Annotated in this window: 10 protein-coding genes and 2 pseudogenes; 5 read left to right on the forward strand and 7 right to left on the reverse strand. The window is 47.0% G+C overall.

What is annotated here, in order from left to right:
• The first annotated feature begins 41 nt into the window (after positions 1-41).
• From ACO0KW_RS19825 to prfA, 4 genes are all read left to right on the forward strand, one after another.
• Positions 42-1,745: a FecR domain-containing protein gene (locus ACO0KW_RS19825; RefSeq protein ID WP_423055073.1), complete on the forward strand. Its 1,704-nt coding sequence runs from the start codon at positions 42-44 to the stop codon at positions 1,743-1,745.
• A 21-nt stretch (positions 1,746-1,766) separates the two neighbouring features.
• Positions 1,767-4,262: a CHASE2 domain-containing protein gene (locus tag ACO0KW_RS19830; protein WP_423055074.1), complete on the forward strand. Its 2,496-nt coding sequence runs from the start codon at positions 1,767-1,769 to the stop codon at positions 4,260-4,262.
• A gap of 90 nt (positions 4,263-4,352) precedes the next feature.
• Entirely contained in the window at positions 4,353-5,627 is a 1,275-nt protein-coding gene (gene hemA / locus ACO0KW_RS19835; RefSeq protein ID WP_423055075.1) for a glutamyl-tRNA reductase, read from the forward strand.
• A 127-nt stretch (positions 5,628-5,754) separates the two neighbouring features.
• Positions 5,755-6,834 carry a peptide chain release factor 1 gene (gene prfA, locus ACO0KW_RS19840; protein WP_423055076.1) on the forward strand — a complete coding sequence of 360 codons (1,080 nt, stop codon included), beginning with the start codon at positions 5,755-5,757 and terminating at the stop codon, positions 6,832-6,834.
• A 542-nt stretch (positions 6,835-7,376) separates the two neighbouring features.
• Here the strand turns inward: prfA and ACO0KW_RS19845 are convergent.
• The 3 genes and pseudogenes from ACO0KW_RS19845 to ACO0KW_RS19855 all read right to left on the reverse strand — a co-directional run.
• On the reverse strand, positions 7,377-7,859 hold the full coding sequence (locus ACO0KW_RS19845; RefSeq protein WP_423055162.1) for a sensor histidine kinase: 483 nt from the start codon (positions 7,857-7,859) through the stop codon (positions 7,377-7,379).
• 15 nt (positions 7,860-7,874) lie between these two features.
• Positions 7,875-8,729: pseudogene (locus ACO0KW_RS19850) on the reverse strand (histidine kinase dimerization/phospho-acceptor domain-containing protein); the annotation flags it as partial.
• Positions 8,721-10,076 (reverse strand): annotated as a pseudogene (locus ACO0KW_RS19855) (CHASE domain-containing protein); the annotation flags it as partial. The pseudogenes ACO0KW_RS19850 and ACO0KW_RS19855, both read right to left, overlap by 9 nt.
• Positions 10,077-10,488: 412 nt before the next feature.
• On the opposite strand from ACO0KW_RS19855, the gene ACO0KW_RS19860 reads away from it, so the two are divergent.
• A complete protein-coding gene (locus ACO0KW_RS19860) occupies positions 10,489-11,400 on the forward strand; it encodes a hypothetical protein (RefSeq protein WP_423055077.1) in 912 nt (303 codons plus the stop codon).
• Between the two features lie 87 nt (positions 11,401-11,487).
• Here ACO0KW_RS19860 and ACO0KW_RS19865 read toward each other — a convergent pair whose 3' ends face one another.
• The 4 genes from ACO0KW_RS19865 to ACO0KW_RS19880 form a co-directional block, all read right to left on the reverse strand.
• Entirely contained in the window at positions 11,488-12,279 is a 792-nt protein-coding gene (locus tag ACO0KW_RS19865) for a substrate-binding periplasmic protein (protein WP_423055078.1), read from the reverse strand.
• 174 nt (positions 12,280-12,453) lie between these two features.
• On the reverse strand, positions 12,454-13,275 hold the full coding sequence (locus tag ACO0KW_RS19870) for a 3-keto-5-aminohexanoate cleavage protein (protein WP_423055079.1): 822 nt from the start codon (positions 13,273-13,275) through the stop codon (positions 12,454-12,456).
• Positions 13,276-14,067: 792 nt separating this feature from the next.
• Positions 14,068-14,478, reverse strand: a complete 411-nt coding sequence (locus ACO0KW_RS19875; RefSeq protein ID WP_229827341.1) for a hotdog domain-containing protein — start codon at positions 14,476-14,478, stop codon at positions 14,068-14,070.
• A 65-nt stretch (positions 14,479-14,543) separates the two neighbouring features.
• On the reverse strand, positions 14,544-15,308 hold the full coding sequence (locus ACO0KW_RS19880; RefSeq protein ID WP_246464244.1) for an OAM dimerization domain-containing protein: 765 nt from the start codon (positions 15,306-15,308) through the stop codon (positions 14,544-14,546).
• Positions 15,309-15,318: the final 10 nt, after the last annotated feature.

Genomic DNA, 15,318 nt, shown 5'->3' on the forward strand with positions numbered 1-15,318 from the left:
GAACAGGGCTAAGAGCCAACAACGTCTTGCTGGAGAATGACATGCACCACCGTTTTCGACTTAATCCCACAGTAAAATTCCTTGGCGTCGCAATTTCAGTCATTTGCGCATTGAGCTTTGCCTCCATTAGCCAAGCAGAGAAAATCAAGGGTGCTCCGGGAACGATTAAAATCGAAACGGCCGGTATTACTTATTTTGCCTCAGAACGCGATACCTTGACCACCATCGCCAAGCGCTTTACAGCGACACCAAATAACTGGGAAGCCTTGGGCAAATTAAATCAAGTGCGCAATGACCGTGCTATTCCTATTGGCTCTGGCATCCTCATCCCTGCCGAATTACTGATTGAAGAAGCCAGTCAAGCGAACGTGGTGGCATTGGCTGGCAATGTGAAAGAAATCTCTAGCAAGGGCACAGAATCGCGTCTTGCGGTCGGCAGTGTGGTGCTTGAAGGCAGCCAAATCAGTACGGACAAAAACAGCTTCGTCACCTTCGCTTTGCCTGATGATTCACGCATCTCAGTACCATCGAATAGCCAAGTAAATCTAGCGAAATTGCGCATGACGCAATTTATCAAAAGCCCGCGCACCTTAATCAAATTGGTCCAAGGCAAAGTCGAATCCAAAGTGACACCTTTGACGAATAACAAAGGTCGTTTTGAGGTCAGTTCGCCGCTAGCAATTGCGGGGGTGCGTGGCACGCACTTCCGGGTTGGTGTTAACAACAATGGAATTGCGAATGAAGTATTAGAGGGTGGTGTTGCAGTCGGCACTCAGGTGCAACCACAAGCAGTAGTACTACCTGCCGGAAAAGGTACCGTGGTTAGCGGCGCAGGTGTTGGCAAACCAGTCGACTTATTGGCTGCACCTTTATTGGCAGAAGGTTTTCAATTGCAAGAACGTCCGGCTTTGCAATTTACAGTGCAGCCAGTGGCGGGCGCGGTGTCATATCATGCGCAAATTTCGAAAGATCGTGAAAGTCAAAATATCATTGCAGAAGGCGTCGATAAAGACATGCGTTTCAAATTTGAAGACATAGACGATGGAAATTATTTTATTCGCGTGACGGCGATTGACCAGAATCAGCTAGAGGGCATTCCTAGCACGCAGGCTTTTGTTCTCAAAGCCCGTCCTGAGCCCCCATTTCCTTTAAGCCCCAAACATAAAGTACGCACTGAAACTGTGAGCTTTACTTGGACCCAATCGAGTGAAGCCAAGACGTATCGTTTACAAGTGGCGAGCGACGCGTTGTTTAAGCAGATCGTCCTCGATCAGGGCAATATCAGCGTAAGCGAGGTCAGTACTGACAAGTTCTCATTAGGCAAATATTTCTGGCGAGTTGCTTCTGTGATTGAAAGGAATGGCGGGGAGGATCAAGGTCCATTCTCACCAGTACAAAGCTTTCAGTTACTTTCGCCACAGGCGATGAATGAAGTGCAGGACAAAGGTCAAAATACGATGGACTTTGGTTGGCCAGCAGAAGCAGGGCAAAGTTTCTTGGTACAGATTTCGCAAGATGCGGATTTCAAAAATCTGTACTTAAGTAAAGAGTTGGAGCAAGCGAGTTTGAGTATTCCTCGTCCAGAAGCTGGTGTGTATTTTATCCGGGTACGTGCGACCGATGCCGATCGCTTTGTTGGTAATTTTTCCAAACCGCAAAAATTTGAAATCCAATTACGCTGGACGACGAGTGGAGGTGATCCGTTAGAATCCATGGGCGGTGCGGTACGACCGCAAAAACAATAAGCAAGATCCGTCAACGAGCTCATGTTCAAGATCCTTCGCTATTCTGACAAAGATCAGATCACCCAACAGCACGCCAAGCGCTACGCTAAACCCAGCAAATCAATTGCCTTGCATGAGTGGTTAATACTTGCCCTGTTTTTATTGACATTGACAAGTATCCTGGTTTTTTTTGATGGGTTAAAGCGACTAGATCAAACGGCATATGATCAACTGCTGCGAAGTCAAAGTGAGCCAGCACGAGACGATATTCTGATCGTCGCCATTGATGATTTTAGTCTGGCTGAATTGGGTAAATGGCCATGGCCACGCGCACGTCACGCTGAATTAATTCGCCAAATTAATGCAGCAAAGCCACGTGCTATCGGGATCGATATTTTATTTGCAGAGCCAGAAATTATCGCGATGCAGACAGGTGTGGATGCTGGAACAAATGGCGACGCATTACTCGCGCAAGCGCTCGCTACAGCGGGTAATGTAGTACTCCCGCTGGTATCTATCGATGCGGGGAAAGGTTTACAGGCAGTGCAAGCTATCCCCGCACTAACCCAGGTTGCAGCCGGTTTGGGGCATATCCATATTGAACTCGATGATGACGGTGTGGCGCGCAGCGTGTTTTTGCGTGAAGGCACTCAGGGTCAATGGTGGCCGCATTTTTCTATGGCGGTATACGATGTGGGCAGAAACAAGGCTCTGACTGCGAACAAATCCTCCAGCCTGCCTGCGACCACGGTCAATCCGCAATTATCCAATACCCTGCCAGGGATTTGGCATCGTGATTTCCAGATGCATATTCCCTATTACGGGGCGAGTGGGCATTTTAGTTCCGTTCCCTATGTTTCGGTATTGCGTGGTGAAGTTCCCGCTGAATACTTCCGCGATAAATATGTCTTGGTCGGCACGACTGCGCAAGGCATGGCGGATGCATTTCCTACGCCAGTGACGTCGAACGAAGGCGCCTTGTCAGGCATAGAAATCAATGCCAATATTCTCGCCAGCCTTTTGGATGGTCGCTCGATTATCAAAGCACAAGCCTGGCAAACTCTGGTGGTGAGTACCTTGCTGGTTTCGCTTGCTTTGCTTAGTTTCTTGTTTCTCTCACCTCGCGCTGCTTTATTCACGGTAGTCGGGCTAGTTGTTGCATTGTTGATAGCTAGCATCGTTTTACTCAAGTTCGGTTTTTGGTTGCCACCCTCCAATGCCGTCTTAGTATTGATAGTAGCCTATCCTTTATGGAGCTGGCGACGACTGGAAGCAGCCATCGCGTTCTTGGGCGAAGAGTTCATACTTCTCGATCAAGAGCCGCATTTACTACCAGAATTCAATCCCGACCTGACTCTTCCCAATGGTGCTCAGGCTCCCGTGCGCCGGGCGATTCAAGACAAGCTGGAACGTCATCTTTTGGCGATGCATGCGGCGGCGCGCCGTGTGCGTGATTTGCGCCAATTTGTGACCGATAGCTTGACCAGTTTGCCGGACGCCACCATGGTCACGACCACCGACGGCAATGTGGTGCTCACCAATCCTGCTGCAGTCGACTATTTCAAAAGCATAGGCATGCCGCATGTGATTGATACTTTAGTGCCATATCTGTTTTCAAATATGAGCCACCCGCACACCATGGTTGCGAATGAACGTGAAAACTTTAGTTGGTGGCACATCCTCGACCTAAACCAGAGCGATATTTTAATCAAAGGTGTCGAAGTTGTTGACCCCAAAAATCGTGATTTGATTATCAAGAGTGCTCCATGCTACTCAGGACAACAAGTGTTAATCGGCTGGATAATCAGCATTCTTGATATTTCAGAAATTCGCCAAGCAGAACGGCGTCGTGATGAAACTTTACATTTCATTTCGCATGATATGCGCGCGCCGCAAGCGTCCATTCTGGCTTTGATCGAGCTTCAAAAAAATCCAAAGACAGCCATAGAGCATGAGGAGTTTTTGAATCGTATAGAAAAAGCATCGAACACGACGTTGAGCCTTGCTGATAGTTTTGTGCAATTGGCACATGCAGAATCAAATGAGTATCGTTATTCTCAGCTAGACTTCCAGGACATCTTGATCGATGCCACTGAAGAGATGTGGACACTAGCCAAAGCGAAACGCATACGCATCGTCACGGAGATTCCCGAAGGCGAATATCCGGTGCGAGTCGATCGTAGCTTAATGACGCGTGTGCTGACGAATCTGCTCTCGAATGCGATTAAATACAGCCCGAGTGACACCACAGTGACCTGCACACTAGCCTTCGAAACCAAGAGTCTCAACGATAGCATCGTGTGCACCATTCAAGATCAAGGCTATGGTATTGCCCGTTCAGATCAGAGTCGTTTATTTCAACGCTTTCAACGTTTGGGTCACAGCAAGACTGGCGAACATATCAAGAACGACGGCATAGGTTTGGGCATGGTGTTTGTCAAAACTGTTATAGATCGCCATTTTGCGCATATCAGTTTTAACAGTGTGCCGGGAGAAGGTACTTGTTTTACCATCACTCTTTCCGCCAATAATATGTAATTGGCAATTGATTTTGCGCAAGAACCCTAGCCCAGCCGTGAACTGCAGGGCGAGTCGCGTTATAATGGCGCGCTTAAACTCCAATATCCTATGCATTTACTCGCCGTTGGCCTCAATCACACGACTGCCCCTGTCTCACTACGAGAAAAAGTGGCCTTCTCTCCTGAGCAAATTTCTCAGGCGGTGGTCGGTGCGCGCGCTTGGTTTGCACGTAATGGATCGCAGCACGCATCTGAGACGGCAGTGCTCTCAACTTGCAACAGGACGGAGTTGTATGCGGTTGCCGATGTGGATAATCCTATCGACATGACGGCGCATTTTTTGGCAGATTTTCATAAGTTGCCCTACGCTGATTTGCGCCATCACTTATACACGCTGCCGCAAGACAATGCGGTACGTCACGCTTTCCGCGTTGCTTCTGGCTTAGATTCTATGGTGTTGGGCGAACCGCAGATCCTCGGACAAATGAAAGAAGCGGTACGCCAAGCAGATGAAGCGGGTGGACTCGGTACCTATTTACATCAATTATTTCAGCGTACTTTTGCGGTCGCAAAAGAAGTCCGTAGCACAACTGAGATCGGTGCACATAGCGTTTCTATGGCAGCAGCGGCAGTACGTTTATCGCAACGCATTTTCGATAAGATCGCTGATCAAAATGTATTATTCATCGGCGCCGGTGAAATGATTGAACTGTGCGCGACGCACTTCGCTGCGCAAAACCCCAAGAATATTACAATTGCAAATCGCACCTTAGAGCGTGGTGAAACCTTAGCGAATCGTTTCGGTGGCAAAGCCATCCGCCTTGCAGAATTACCCAATTGCCTGCACGAATTTGACATCATTATTTCTTGCACTGCGTCTTCGCTTCCGATTATCGGTTTGGGGTTGGTAGAGCGTGCGGTCAAAGCCCGCAAACATCGACCTATCTTCATGGTCGATCTGGCCGTACCACGAGATATCGAATCCGAAGTTGCGAAACTCGACGACGTATTTTTATACACGGTGGATGACCTCGCAAGCGTCGTACAAAGCGGCTTAGAAAATCGTCACGCAGCAGTAGCACAAGCCGAAGCGATTATTGAAACTCGCGTGCAATCATTCATGCATTGGGTTGATGGTCGTCATGTGGTCCCCATCATCCAAGATCTGCACGAAAGCAGCGAGCAAGTGCGCCAACACGAATTAGAACGCGCGCGCAAAATGTTAGCGCGTGGTGATGATATTGAAGCCGTACTCGAAGCCTTATCGAAAGGCATCACGGCCAAATTTCTGCACGGCCCGCAACAAGCTTTACATCAGGCGCATGGCGAGGAACGTGCACATCTGGTACGCCTGTTACCACAATTATTCCGCACTAAGCGTTAGCTGCTTCAAGCCAATCGAGCCTGCATGATGCAGGCTACGTCGTCATTACGACCATCCAAAACTCAACATTCAACATTCATGGCTCAGTTTATTTCAGAGCTCATACACGATAAAGCGAAACAAGATCATGAAACCATCCATGCTACATAAACTCGATCAACTCTCTGAACGCTTGGTCGAAGTTGGGCAACTTCTGGTACAAGAAGGTGTCACCAATGATATGGATACGTATCGCAAACTCAATCGTGAACATGCTGAACTTGAGCCTTTGGTTGCGCTGTATCACAACTACCAACAAGCACAAAATGACATCGTCGAAGCGCAAGAAATGTTGAACGATCCCGACATGAAGGACTTCGCGCAAGAAGAAATCCAAGCAGGCAAAGATCGCATTGAAGGCTTGCAACGTGAACTGCAAACCATGTTACTTCCGAAAGATCCTAACGATGAACGGAATATTCTGTTAGAAATCCGCGCTGGTACTGGGGGAGACGAAGCTGGTCTGTTTGCTGGCGATTTGCTGCGTATGTACACGCGCTTTGCGGAACGAAACCGCTGGCAAGTGGAGGTGATGTCCGAGTCACCGTCTGAACTCGGTGGCTATAAAGAAGTCATCATTCGTATCGCTGGTTTTGGCGCGTATTCCAAACTCAAATTCGAATCCGGTGGACATCGTGTTCAACGTGTTCCAGCCACAGAAACTCAAGGCCGTATTCATACCTCCGCCTGTACGGTTGCCGTCATGCCCGAAGCCGACGAACTCACTGACGTCGTCATCAATAATGCTGATCTACGTATCGATACTTTCCGCGCTTCCGGCGCAGGTGGTCAGCATATTAATAAAACTGATTCCGCCGTACGTTTAACGCACATTCCAACAGGCATCGTGGTCGAATGCCAGGATGGTCGCAGTCAACATCAAAATAAAGCCCAAGCGATGCGCGTTCTGGCGACCCGCATCATGGATGGTCAACTGCGCAAAAAACAAGCCGAAGAAGCAGCAACCCGGAAGAGCTTGATCGGTTCGGGCGACCGTAGCGAACGCATACGTACTTACAACTATCCGCAGGGCCGTATGACCGATCACCGTATCAACCTGACTTTGTACAAGCTCGATTTCATTATGGATGGTGAATTGACCGAACTGACCAATGCTTTGGTGGCGGAACATCAGGCCGAATTACTGGCTAGTCTTGGCGATGATTAAGGAGGGCAATCGCATCGCCATCGCCTAACATCATCAGAAAACTGCGGTGATCTAAAAAAATACTAGTTTGATTTAAAACCATCCGGCAAGCTCTAGCGTTCTTCCGTTTGCATTATACAAATTCCTGCTCGACATTATTCCGGTAATGTCGAACAGCCGCCTTCGTCGTCATTTACATCCTTACCGCTTTTACCGAAGTGACGGCTGTCGAATATGCAATTAAGCGTTTGGACGCAGCGACTATGTCTTATCAAGGGCGCATCAGCGAAGGGAGTTTTCAGAACTTACTTCCGCATTTGAATGCTGAGATCAATACGCTTCGAATACGATCCGAAGGTGGGGATGCTGAGGAAGCGAGTTTGATCGGCGCAGATATATTCGGCCGAAAATTCAACATCATTATTGATCGCTATTGCCTATCAGCTCGAGCAAATTATGTATTTTTAGCTGCTCACAAAAACACTTAATACCCGACAGTGTGTTTGGATATCAAGGTTCAATCTCCTTCAAAAATAAGTCCGCGCTCAGAAGGAAATTTGAGATCACAATACATTGACCATTTTTAAGTCAATATAAAAGGTCGCTCCAGCGCCAGGAACACTGGAAAAACCTATGCTACCGCCCATTTTTTCTATCATCGCTTTTGCTAGGCTTAAGCCTAATCCAGTGCCGGCATGTTTACGCGTACCAGAACTATCTGCCTGGGTAAATTTACTAAATATTTGTTCGGCGAAAATACTATCGATGCCGACGCCATGGTCGATTACATTAATCCGCACCCACTCTTGGTTTGCTTCAGCCACGATATTGACGATGCCATTTGGATGCGAAAATTTAATGGCATTTGACAACAAATTACATAGCACTCGCATCAAGCGATTGTCATCTACATTCACGATAATATCGGCTCCTTGCTCGTCATCAAGATGCAATTGCACTGCGAATTTTTCAGCGTAACCCCGATTGTATTCAAGCGCTTTTCGCAGTTGATCCATCAAACGGTGGTTTTCAAGCTTAAACAACATTCCACCATATTCCAGTTTCTCAAAATCCAGAATATCGTTGATGAGTTGATGTAAACGTTCGGCATTACTATTCGCCAGTTTAATCAAGCTCAGTGCTTTTTCTGGGATCTCGCCCATCGCGCCACCCGCGAGCAACCCAAGGGAGCCACGGATCGATGTGAGAGGCGTACGCAACTCGTGCGAAACCGTAGAGACAAACTCCCCTTTAATTTTATCAATACGTTTTCGTTCCGTTAGATCATGCATCACAACAATATAAATCGCCTGACTTTGTTGCGTGATTTTGGCAATTGATAACTCTAAAAATAAAAGACTTCCATCTGCACGTTGGCGTTGCACCTCAATCGTCGTTCTACTTACAGGATTTTCACTGGCAATCAACTGTAAAAAAGACAAAGGAAAATTGCTTCCATCTGTGAAGAAATTTTCTAATGAAATCCCCGCTAACGCGTTACCGGTCAACGCCAAAGATTGCTCTGCGGCGCGATTGTAAGATAGGATTTCACCTTGGTTCGACACAGTCAGTATGCCATCGGCAGCATGTTCCAAAATCGCCAGTCGATTACCATCACTATCCTGTAATTGTTTGGTTCTTTGCACAACCAAGGATTCAATTTGAAAAGCCCGGCCGCTGATCATCAGAAAATACATTCCCACTAACCCCGAGAACAACATGCCGGCGACTAAAGAAATCCACGCAGCCCACGGACGATGTGATTCTAGATAGAGATCCGTAGGATGTGCTTGTAGTTCCCAATATCGTTCACTAAATCTGATCTCTTGAACAACAGTCATACTACTACGCTGCGAACCAATCTCATCAACAAAGATTTCTTTTGGCGCTGATTTGTCGTTGGTGTTGACACTCATGAGCTTCAATTTAATGTCGCGCCTGTCCTGTTCGTTCAATAAATTATTCAGAACAGTGCTGGGTCGCAGCACGCTAATTACGACGCCCGAAGTAGATTCAAGATTGTCCTGAGTCGGTTCTTGACCGGTGTTAGTGATGCCTTTATGCCTCGCAGCGGTGATCAGTATCACGCTCAGTTTTCTGCTTTTTTCCTGAACTGCGATAACCGGTTCCGTCGCGACGGTGCGTCTGCTTTCCACCGCCTGCTGTATGCTCATGCGCCGGTTTGAAATGGAATACAAATCAAAACCGAATGCCATCTCATTACCTTCAAAAGGCGCAATGTAGAGGACAGGGAAATACACATCACGTGCCGCAGCCGACTGGAATATTTTCTGTTGATCACGTTGGCGAACCAGAAAATCCTTTTTCAAAATTTGCGATTGTTTAGCCTCAAAACTGGCGCGTTCCGCATGCCTCAACTTTGGTACCCACTCCACCGCAAGTAGTTCGTCCTTATGCTGCATTAAGGGCGCGGCAATCGCCTCGAACTGTGACACAGTTATATCTGGAAAATTTTCGAACACGCTCGTAAGCTCTTTTTGCGCCTCAACATGCGCTTGCAAACGTGCCTGAAATGCATGAGAAATACTCTGCAGCCGATGCCTGAATTCCTGCGCTTGCCGATCTTGTTCCCAATTTCTGACATTCACATACATCGTGACCATCAGCACCAGAATTATCAACTGTGGCAACATAACCGAGTAACGACGGCCCAGCCACAGCTGACGAGGTTCTGCAAATAAGACAAAGATGACTGGCGTCATTACCAACACGCCCAAACAATCCCCACCCCACCATGTAATCCAATTTCCGAACGCGACATTCGTCGGCATAATACCAACCGCAATCAGTGTCGCAATTCCCACGCTGGCATTGATGAGGCAAGCAAGTGGGCCAGCCAATAACATGAACTTCAGAATTTCGTTGTGATGATTCAGTTCCAAAGGAGCTGACAAGAATTTTTTTACTAACCAACTTCCCATTAACGCTTGCAACATCGCCCCGAGCGCGATCGCACCAGCCAAGAACCATGCGACTTGAGATAGAGTCTGCTGGCTTTCCCAAGTAATCCACAAATTCAATAGAAAGGATCCAACAGCGATACCCGGTGCCAAACGGTATCCGCCAAGCAAAACCGCCGCCACTGCCAGCCCAGCAGGCGGATAAATCGCCATTGCATAACCGGGCGGTATCGCTAAAAGTAAAGAGAGCCTTCCCAGAGAAAAATAGGCAATCGCCAACAGCATAATACGCAATATGCTGGATTGAGACTGAAACATCTTGGCCGTCGCATGGAAGAGCATTGTTGCATTCCCATTCTGTTTAACTTATGCAAAAGAGCTGTAAGTACACCCTCATCAAAACACATCGCTGGAAGAGAATTAGATCTCGGGCAAGTAGTTGATCCGCCAAACTTCCAATAAGGTATTTTCAACAGGATAGTGTGTTTGTCGACTGATTGTCAGTGAAATTGAGATGCTTAGCAAGATAGACAGATGCATCGTCACTGACAATGTTGTCGAATAAAAACGGATGTAAGCTTGGCAAGCGCTCTTAGTCAATGGCTCGTTCCGCATTTGACATCTGTCTTTGACCGTTCAATGGCAGTGCAGAAAAACAAATCATCCTTGGTTCATCTTGGGAAGAACTTAAATTTATACTCATAAAGTCATTCACTTGCTACAATAAGTTTCCCCCCTTTATCCCATTAATATCATGCCTATCTTAAGAAAATTTGTCGCTGTCATTGCCGTGTCGGTGTTGAATCTCGGTAGCCTTGGCACCCAGTCTGCAAATGCCGCGGAATACGCGATTAAACGCATAGATAGCAGCACGCTGAGCTTTCGTGGCAAAATCGTAGAAGGCAGTGCACAAGAATTAATGTCCCAATTGACTACAGAGACCAGACTCTTACAGATAACGTCACAAGGCGGCAGTCAGGTTGAGGCGATACTGATGGGGAAATTATTATCAGAACAAAACATGACCTTAGTCGTCGATCAATATTGCATCGCAGCGTGCGCCAACTATGTATTCTTGGGTGCAAAAAATAAATTTCTACAGCCTGCGAGCTTGCTTGGATTTCAAAACACCAATCCACTTCAAGGTTTGGCAGAGCTTAAGCGCCGCTTCGAAAATAAGGAAGTTAATAGTCAAAGTTTTAATGTCAACATTAGTAAAACTAACTCCGCAGAATTTCTACAAATCCTAGAATGGGAATATTTACAAACACTGCAACTTGATACCAATACACTAGCAATGATTCATAACAAGATGTTAGAGGGTATCGAAACCAATAAAGATATCGCAAAACAAATGCGCGTATCAAACAGCCCGATGACTACCGGCTTCTATGAAGACGTTGCAGAGCCCAATCCTATCGATCGAAGGTTGCAAATCGCAAAGAGCCGTAAGAGTTACAGCATGAAGGCTGACAAAAATGGAACGGGTTCGGTCTATTTTCCACCGCGCGATTTTTTGTTAGCGTTGGGGATCAAAGGGATAGGAAGCTATCCCTATCCGACAAATGAAGATGCTCTCAATGCCTTGTTCCACAGAGACTTGGAAAATATCACAACAATTGCCTACTCAAATGGACATCCTTCTAGTGTCGGATCACAACCGTGAAAATGCCGATGTAGTGCACTGGTAACTGCGACGATGAATTCTCTCTGGGCCATGAATCACCCAAAGATACCTTTCTACGTAAAGAACTCAAGGAGGAAACCAACGCTTTTGAATCTTTTTCAGGGTGCCGTTGGTTTCAATCTTTTGATAGCCAGATTCAAATTTTTCAAATAATGCCACTCCCTGCGAATGCTTCAAACTAAATCCTATAGACCCCAATTGCACACCGCAATTAAATGCATAGCGCACTTTGTCACCCGTGCCAGACAAAGAAATCTTTCGTGACTTGGGCTCGAAATCGTTAGTCATAATAATCGCGGCGGAAAAACGTTTAGCAGCCAACATCTTGAGACTATTTTGATCGGTAACGGCTTCCACAAAAACGATGCCATTTTTGTTCAATGCCAAAATTTCCTCAGGATACTCATAACCACGAGTAACACCCAAATGCATATCTTTTTTAAACTTACATTCAGTCGATAACGTACGTGGAATCGGATGCTCAACATGTTCAAACACGTCCGCATTTACTTTGAATAAGGGCTTCGATGAAAACCGTAAGACGCCACTGAACTCTGGTAGCCACCCCATGCTAAAACAAGCCGGAACGGCAGCAGACAGCACTTGTGACTTACACCGAGCATAGGGAACGACTTCCAATTTAACAGGTACGTCAACCGCTTGAAATGCCGCCAACACGACTTCATTTGCATACCCACTTCCGTCTGGATATGACCAAGGCTCTGCGGCATCTTCCACCATGATCCGAATAAAGCTTTGCTGTGCTTGTACTGGATAGTCCAACGACAACAGCGAGCAAGCTAGGAACATAGCTAAGAGTTTTGCTGTAGGAGAAATTCGGAAAGAAATAGGATGCATAAGTCTTTTTCAACTGAGTCATAACCAATCACTAGTATTAACTTACAACATTTCTGGATTAAAAGCAGGTTTTACTATTCAAACCTCCAGAAAGAACAAAGCCGGACTACAAATACCTTGTAGTCCGGCTGTTTATACAACAGCAATCTTACTTCTTCAATTCAATCAGTCTATTTAGCTTCGTGCTGACATACCTAAAATTTGTCTTGCTTCAGCCGGCGTTGCGACGGGTCTGTCCATCTCACGACTAATGCGTGCGACGCGCTCAACTAACTGTGCATTACTGATCGCAAGTTCACCTTTGCGGTAGTACACATTATCTTCAAAACCAACCCGTACATGACCGCCAAGCAAGATCGCCATCGTCGCCAGCGGCAACTGTGCGGCACCGATCCCGGCGACGGTCCAACTTGCGTCGACTGGTAATTGCGAACGCATATACATCAGAGCCTCTGGCGTACCAGCCATCGCGCCGGGAATGCCAAGTACGAAATCGACGTGTAATGGCGCGGTGATTAGGCCTTTTTTGAGCCAACGGTTCACGGTCGTGATCATGCCGGTGTCGAACACTTCATACTCGATTTTGACGCCCAAGTCTTTCATGGTCGTGGCGAAGATATCCATATCGTCGGGGTGATTCATGAACACGTCGTTACCGAAATTAACCGAGCCCATCGACAGGGTTGCCATTTCTGGCTTCAACGTAACTGGCGCGAGGCGCTCTTGCGCGGTCATGCCGACTGCACCGCCTGTTGAAACCTGTACGATCACATCGCAACGCTCGCGGACTTTGTTGATAATCTGGCGATAGACTTCTTTGTCTTGCGTTGGGGTGCCATCATCGTAGCGTCCATGTACGTGGACAATGGAGGCGCCGGCTTTGGCACATTCGAAGGCGGCATCGGCGATTTCGTCTGGGGTGATGGGGAGGTTGGGTTGTTGTTCGCGGGTGACTTCCGCGCCTGTTAGGGCGGCTGTGATGATGAGTTTTTCCATGATCTTGGTCTCTTTATTCAATACATTCTTTGTGCATTCTTGCACAGACTTTTTAACTCATTTGTAGGGCGGGTGCAACCCGCGTTGTTCTGCATTTATCTATCTTGGTTCAATGTTCTAGCTTACTCGTCGTTCACAGGTCGGGTGTGGCCCGACAGCCAATCACCTTTTTTTTGCTTCGCCAAAAAAGGTAATCCAAAAAAGGCGACCGTAGACTCGCCCCTACGGGGTGCTTACGCTTCGCTTCAGCATAATTTGTGCATCACAAAAAATGGGAAAGTGTTGAAACTCGCTACGCTCAGACAACAACACTTTCTTATCCATTTTCTGTGACGCACAAATTACATCGTCTCAAACGGGGGTAGGTCAAAGGCAACTTCAAAAACAACCCCAACAACAAAACAATCGGTATCAATGGGCATTCAATTTCCTATTAGCCTTTGTAGGTCGTTGTTTTTGAATTTGTTTTTGACTTTCACCCACTTCTGACACTGCCAATTGTGCTGGACAGAAAATGGATAAAGAAAGTGTCGTTGTCTGAGCGAAGCGAGTTTCGACACTTTCCCATTTTTTGTCTTGCTCAATTGGGAAGCCGAAGGCCAGTGGCAGCGTGGTCGCCTTTTTTGGGTTACCTTTTTTGGCGAAGCAAAAAAGGTAACTAGCTGTCGGGCTACCCCCGACCTACTAACCTACAAACAACAAAAGACATCAAATCAAAGTACGAAAAACAAAGCAGCGCGGGTTACACCCGCCCTACAGAAACCACGTCAACCCAAACTCAACTTAAACAGATCAGCGTTTGATACGCTGAAAATCCGCAGGCACCACACAAGTCCCAGAAGCCTTACAAACCACAACAGGCTCGGCCAAAACATCCGCAGCAGAAACCTGTCCAGCAATCTTCGCTGGAGAAATCACCTTACGCGCTTCAAATTCCATCTTGCGTGAGGTCTTGCCCATAGAAACAATACGACCTGTCGCTTCAATATAATCACCAGCAAACACCGGTGCCATGAATTGCACATTGTCGTAAGCGACAAACAAACCTTCATCGCCATCACTACGGATCAACAATTCTGTTGCGACATCGCCAAACAAATTCAACATCTTCGCGCCATCGACCAGATCACCTGCATAGTGCGCGTCGTGTGAACCCATACGCAGGCGAATCAAACTCGTGTATTTGGATAAATCTTCCATCATTACCTCTTTTGAATTGTGATCAACACTCCCTTCTCCCGCAAGCGGTAGAGGGAATATATATTCGATTACGCAGCGTGACGCTTAATCCATTCATGAATCGCAAACGATGCGACATCTTCTGCATACGACTTAGTACCGAAGCCTGCATCGTAACCAAGTTCCTTCGCCAATTCATGACTAATACGCGGACCACCGACGACCAGAATCACTTTATCACGCAAGCCTTCTGCTTCTAACAAGTCGGACAACTTGGTCAAATTATCGAGGTGAATATTTTTTTGCGTCACGACTTGCGACACCAAAATCACATCAGCTTTTTCCTCGATGGCACGTGCAATCAACTCTTCCGAATCAACCTGCGCACCCATATTGATGGCGCGTACTTCGTGATAGCTCTCTAAACCTTTGTGGCCGTTATAGCCCTTCATATTCATGATCGCGTCAATGCCAACGGTGTGTGCATCAGTCTCAATACAAGCGCCGATCACGACCATACGACGGCCCATCTTCTCGGCGATCAAAGCATCGATCGCATATTTATCGAGCGTTTCGTATTCTGGCTTCACGACTTGGAAGCTAGACAAATCGACTTGATGTTTGCACTGACCGTAGACCACGTAAAAGCTAAAACCCTTACCCATGTCCTCGCAATGCACGACTGCGGGCTCTTCCAAGCCCATCAGCAAAGCCAAACGCTTCGCGCCTTCTTTGGAAGTTTCATCGAGTGCCACCGGCAAGGTGAAGGAAACCTGCACACGACCATCGTTCATGGTGTCGCCGTAAGGTTTGACCCATTGTTCTGGTTTCTTGATATCAGCCATTGTTGTCATGTTTTTCTCC

This window comes from Undibacterium sp. Ji22W, from assembly GCF_049340305.1.
Lineage (GTDB): Bacteria > Pseudomonadota > Gammaproteobacteria > Burkholderiales > Burkholderiaceae_D > Undibacterium.

Bases quoted from the DNA above. Each gene is read 5' to 3' on its own strand.
- ACO0KW_RS19870 (WP_423055079.1), bottom strand. From the start codon at position 13,275: ATGGAAAAACTCATCATCACAGCCGCCCTAACAGGCGCGGAAGTCACC.
- ACO0KW_RS19825 (WP_423055073.1), top strand. From the start codon at position 42: ATGCACCACCGTTTTCGACTTAATCCCACAGTAAAATTCCTTGGCGTC.
- ACO0KW_RS19860 (WP_423055077.1), top strand. From the start codon at position 10,489: ATGCCTATCTTAAGAAAATTTGTCGCTGTCATTGCCGTGTCGGTGTTG.
- ACO0KW_RS19865 (WP_423055078.1), bottom strand. From the start codon at position 12,279: ATGCATCCTATTTCTTTCCGAATTTCTCCTACAGCAAAACTCTTAGCT.
- prfA (WP_423055076.1), top strand. From the start codon at position 5,755: ATGAAACCATCCATGCTACATAAACTCGATCAACTCTCTGAACGCTTG.
- ACO0KW_RS19875 (WP_229827341.1), bottom strand. From the start codon at position 14,478: ATGATGGAAGATTTATCCAAATACACGAGTTTGATTCGCCTGCGTATG.
- ACO0KW_RS19845 (WP_423055162.1), bottom strand. From the start codon at position 7,859: ATGTTGTTTAAGCTTGAAAACCACCGTTTGATGGATCAACTGCGAAAA.
- hemA (WP_423055075.1), top strand. From the start codon at position 4,353: ATGCATTTACTCGCCGTTGGCCTCAATCACACGACTGCCCCTGTCTCA.
- ACO0KW_RS19830 (WP_423055074.1), top strand. From the start codon at position 1,767: ATGTTCAAGATCCTTCGCTATTCTGACAAAGATCAGATCACCCAACAG.
- ACO0KW_RS19880 (WP_246464244.1), bottom strand. From the start codon at position 15,308: ATGACAACAATGGCTGATATCAAGAAACCAGAACAATGGGTCAAACCT.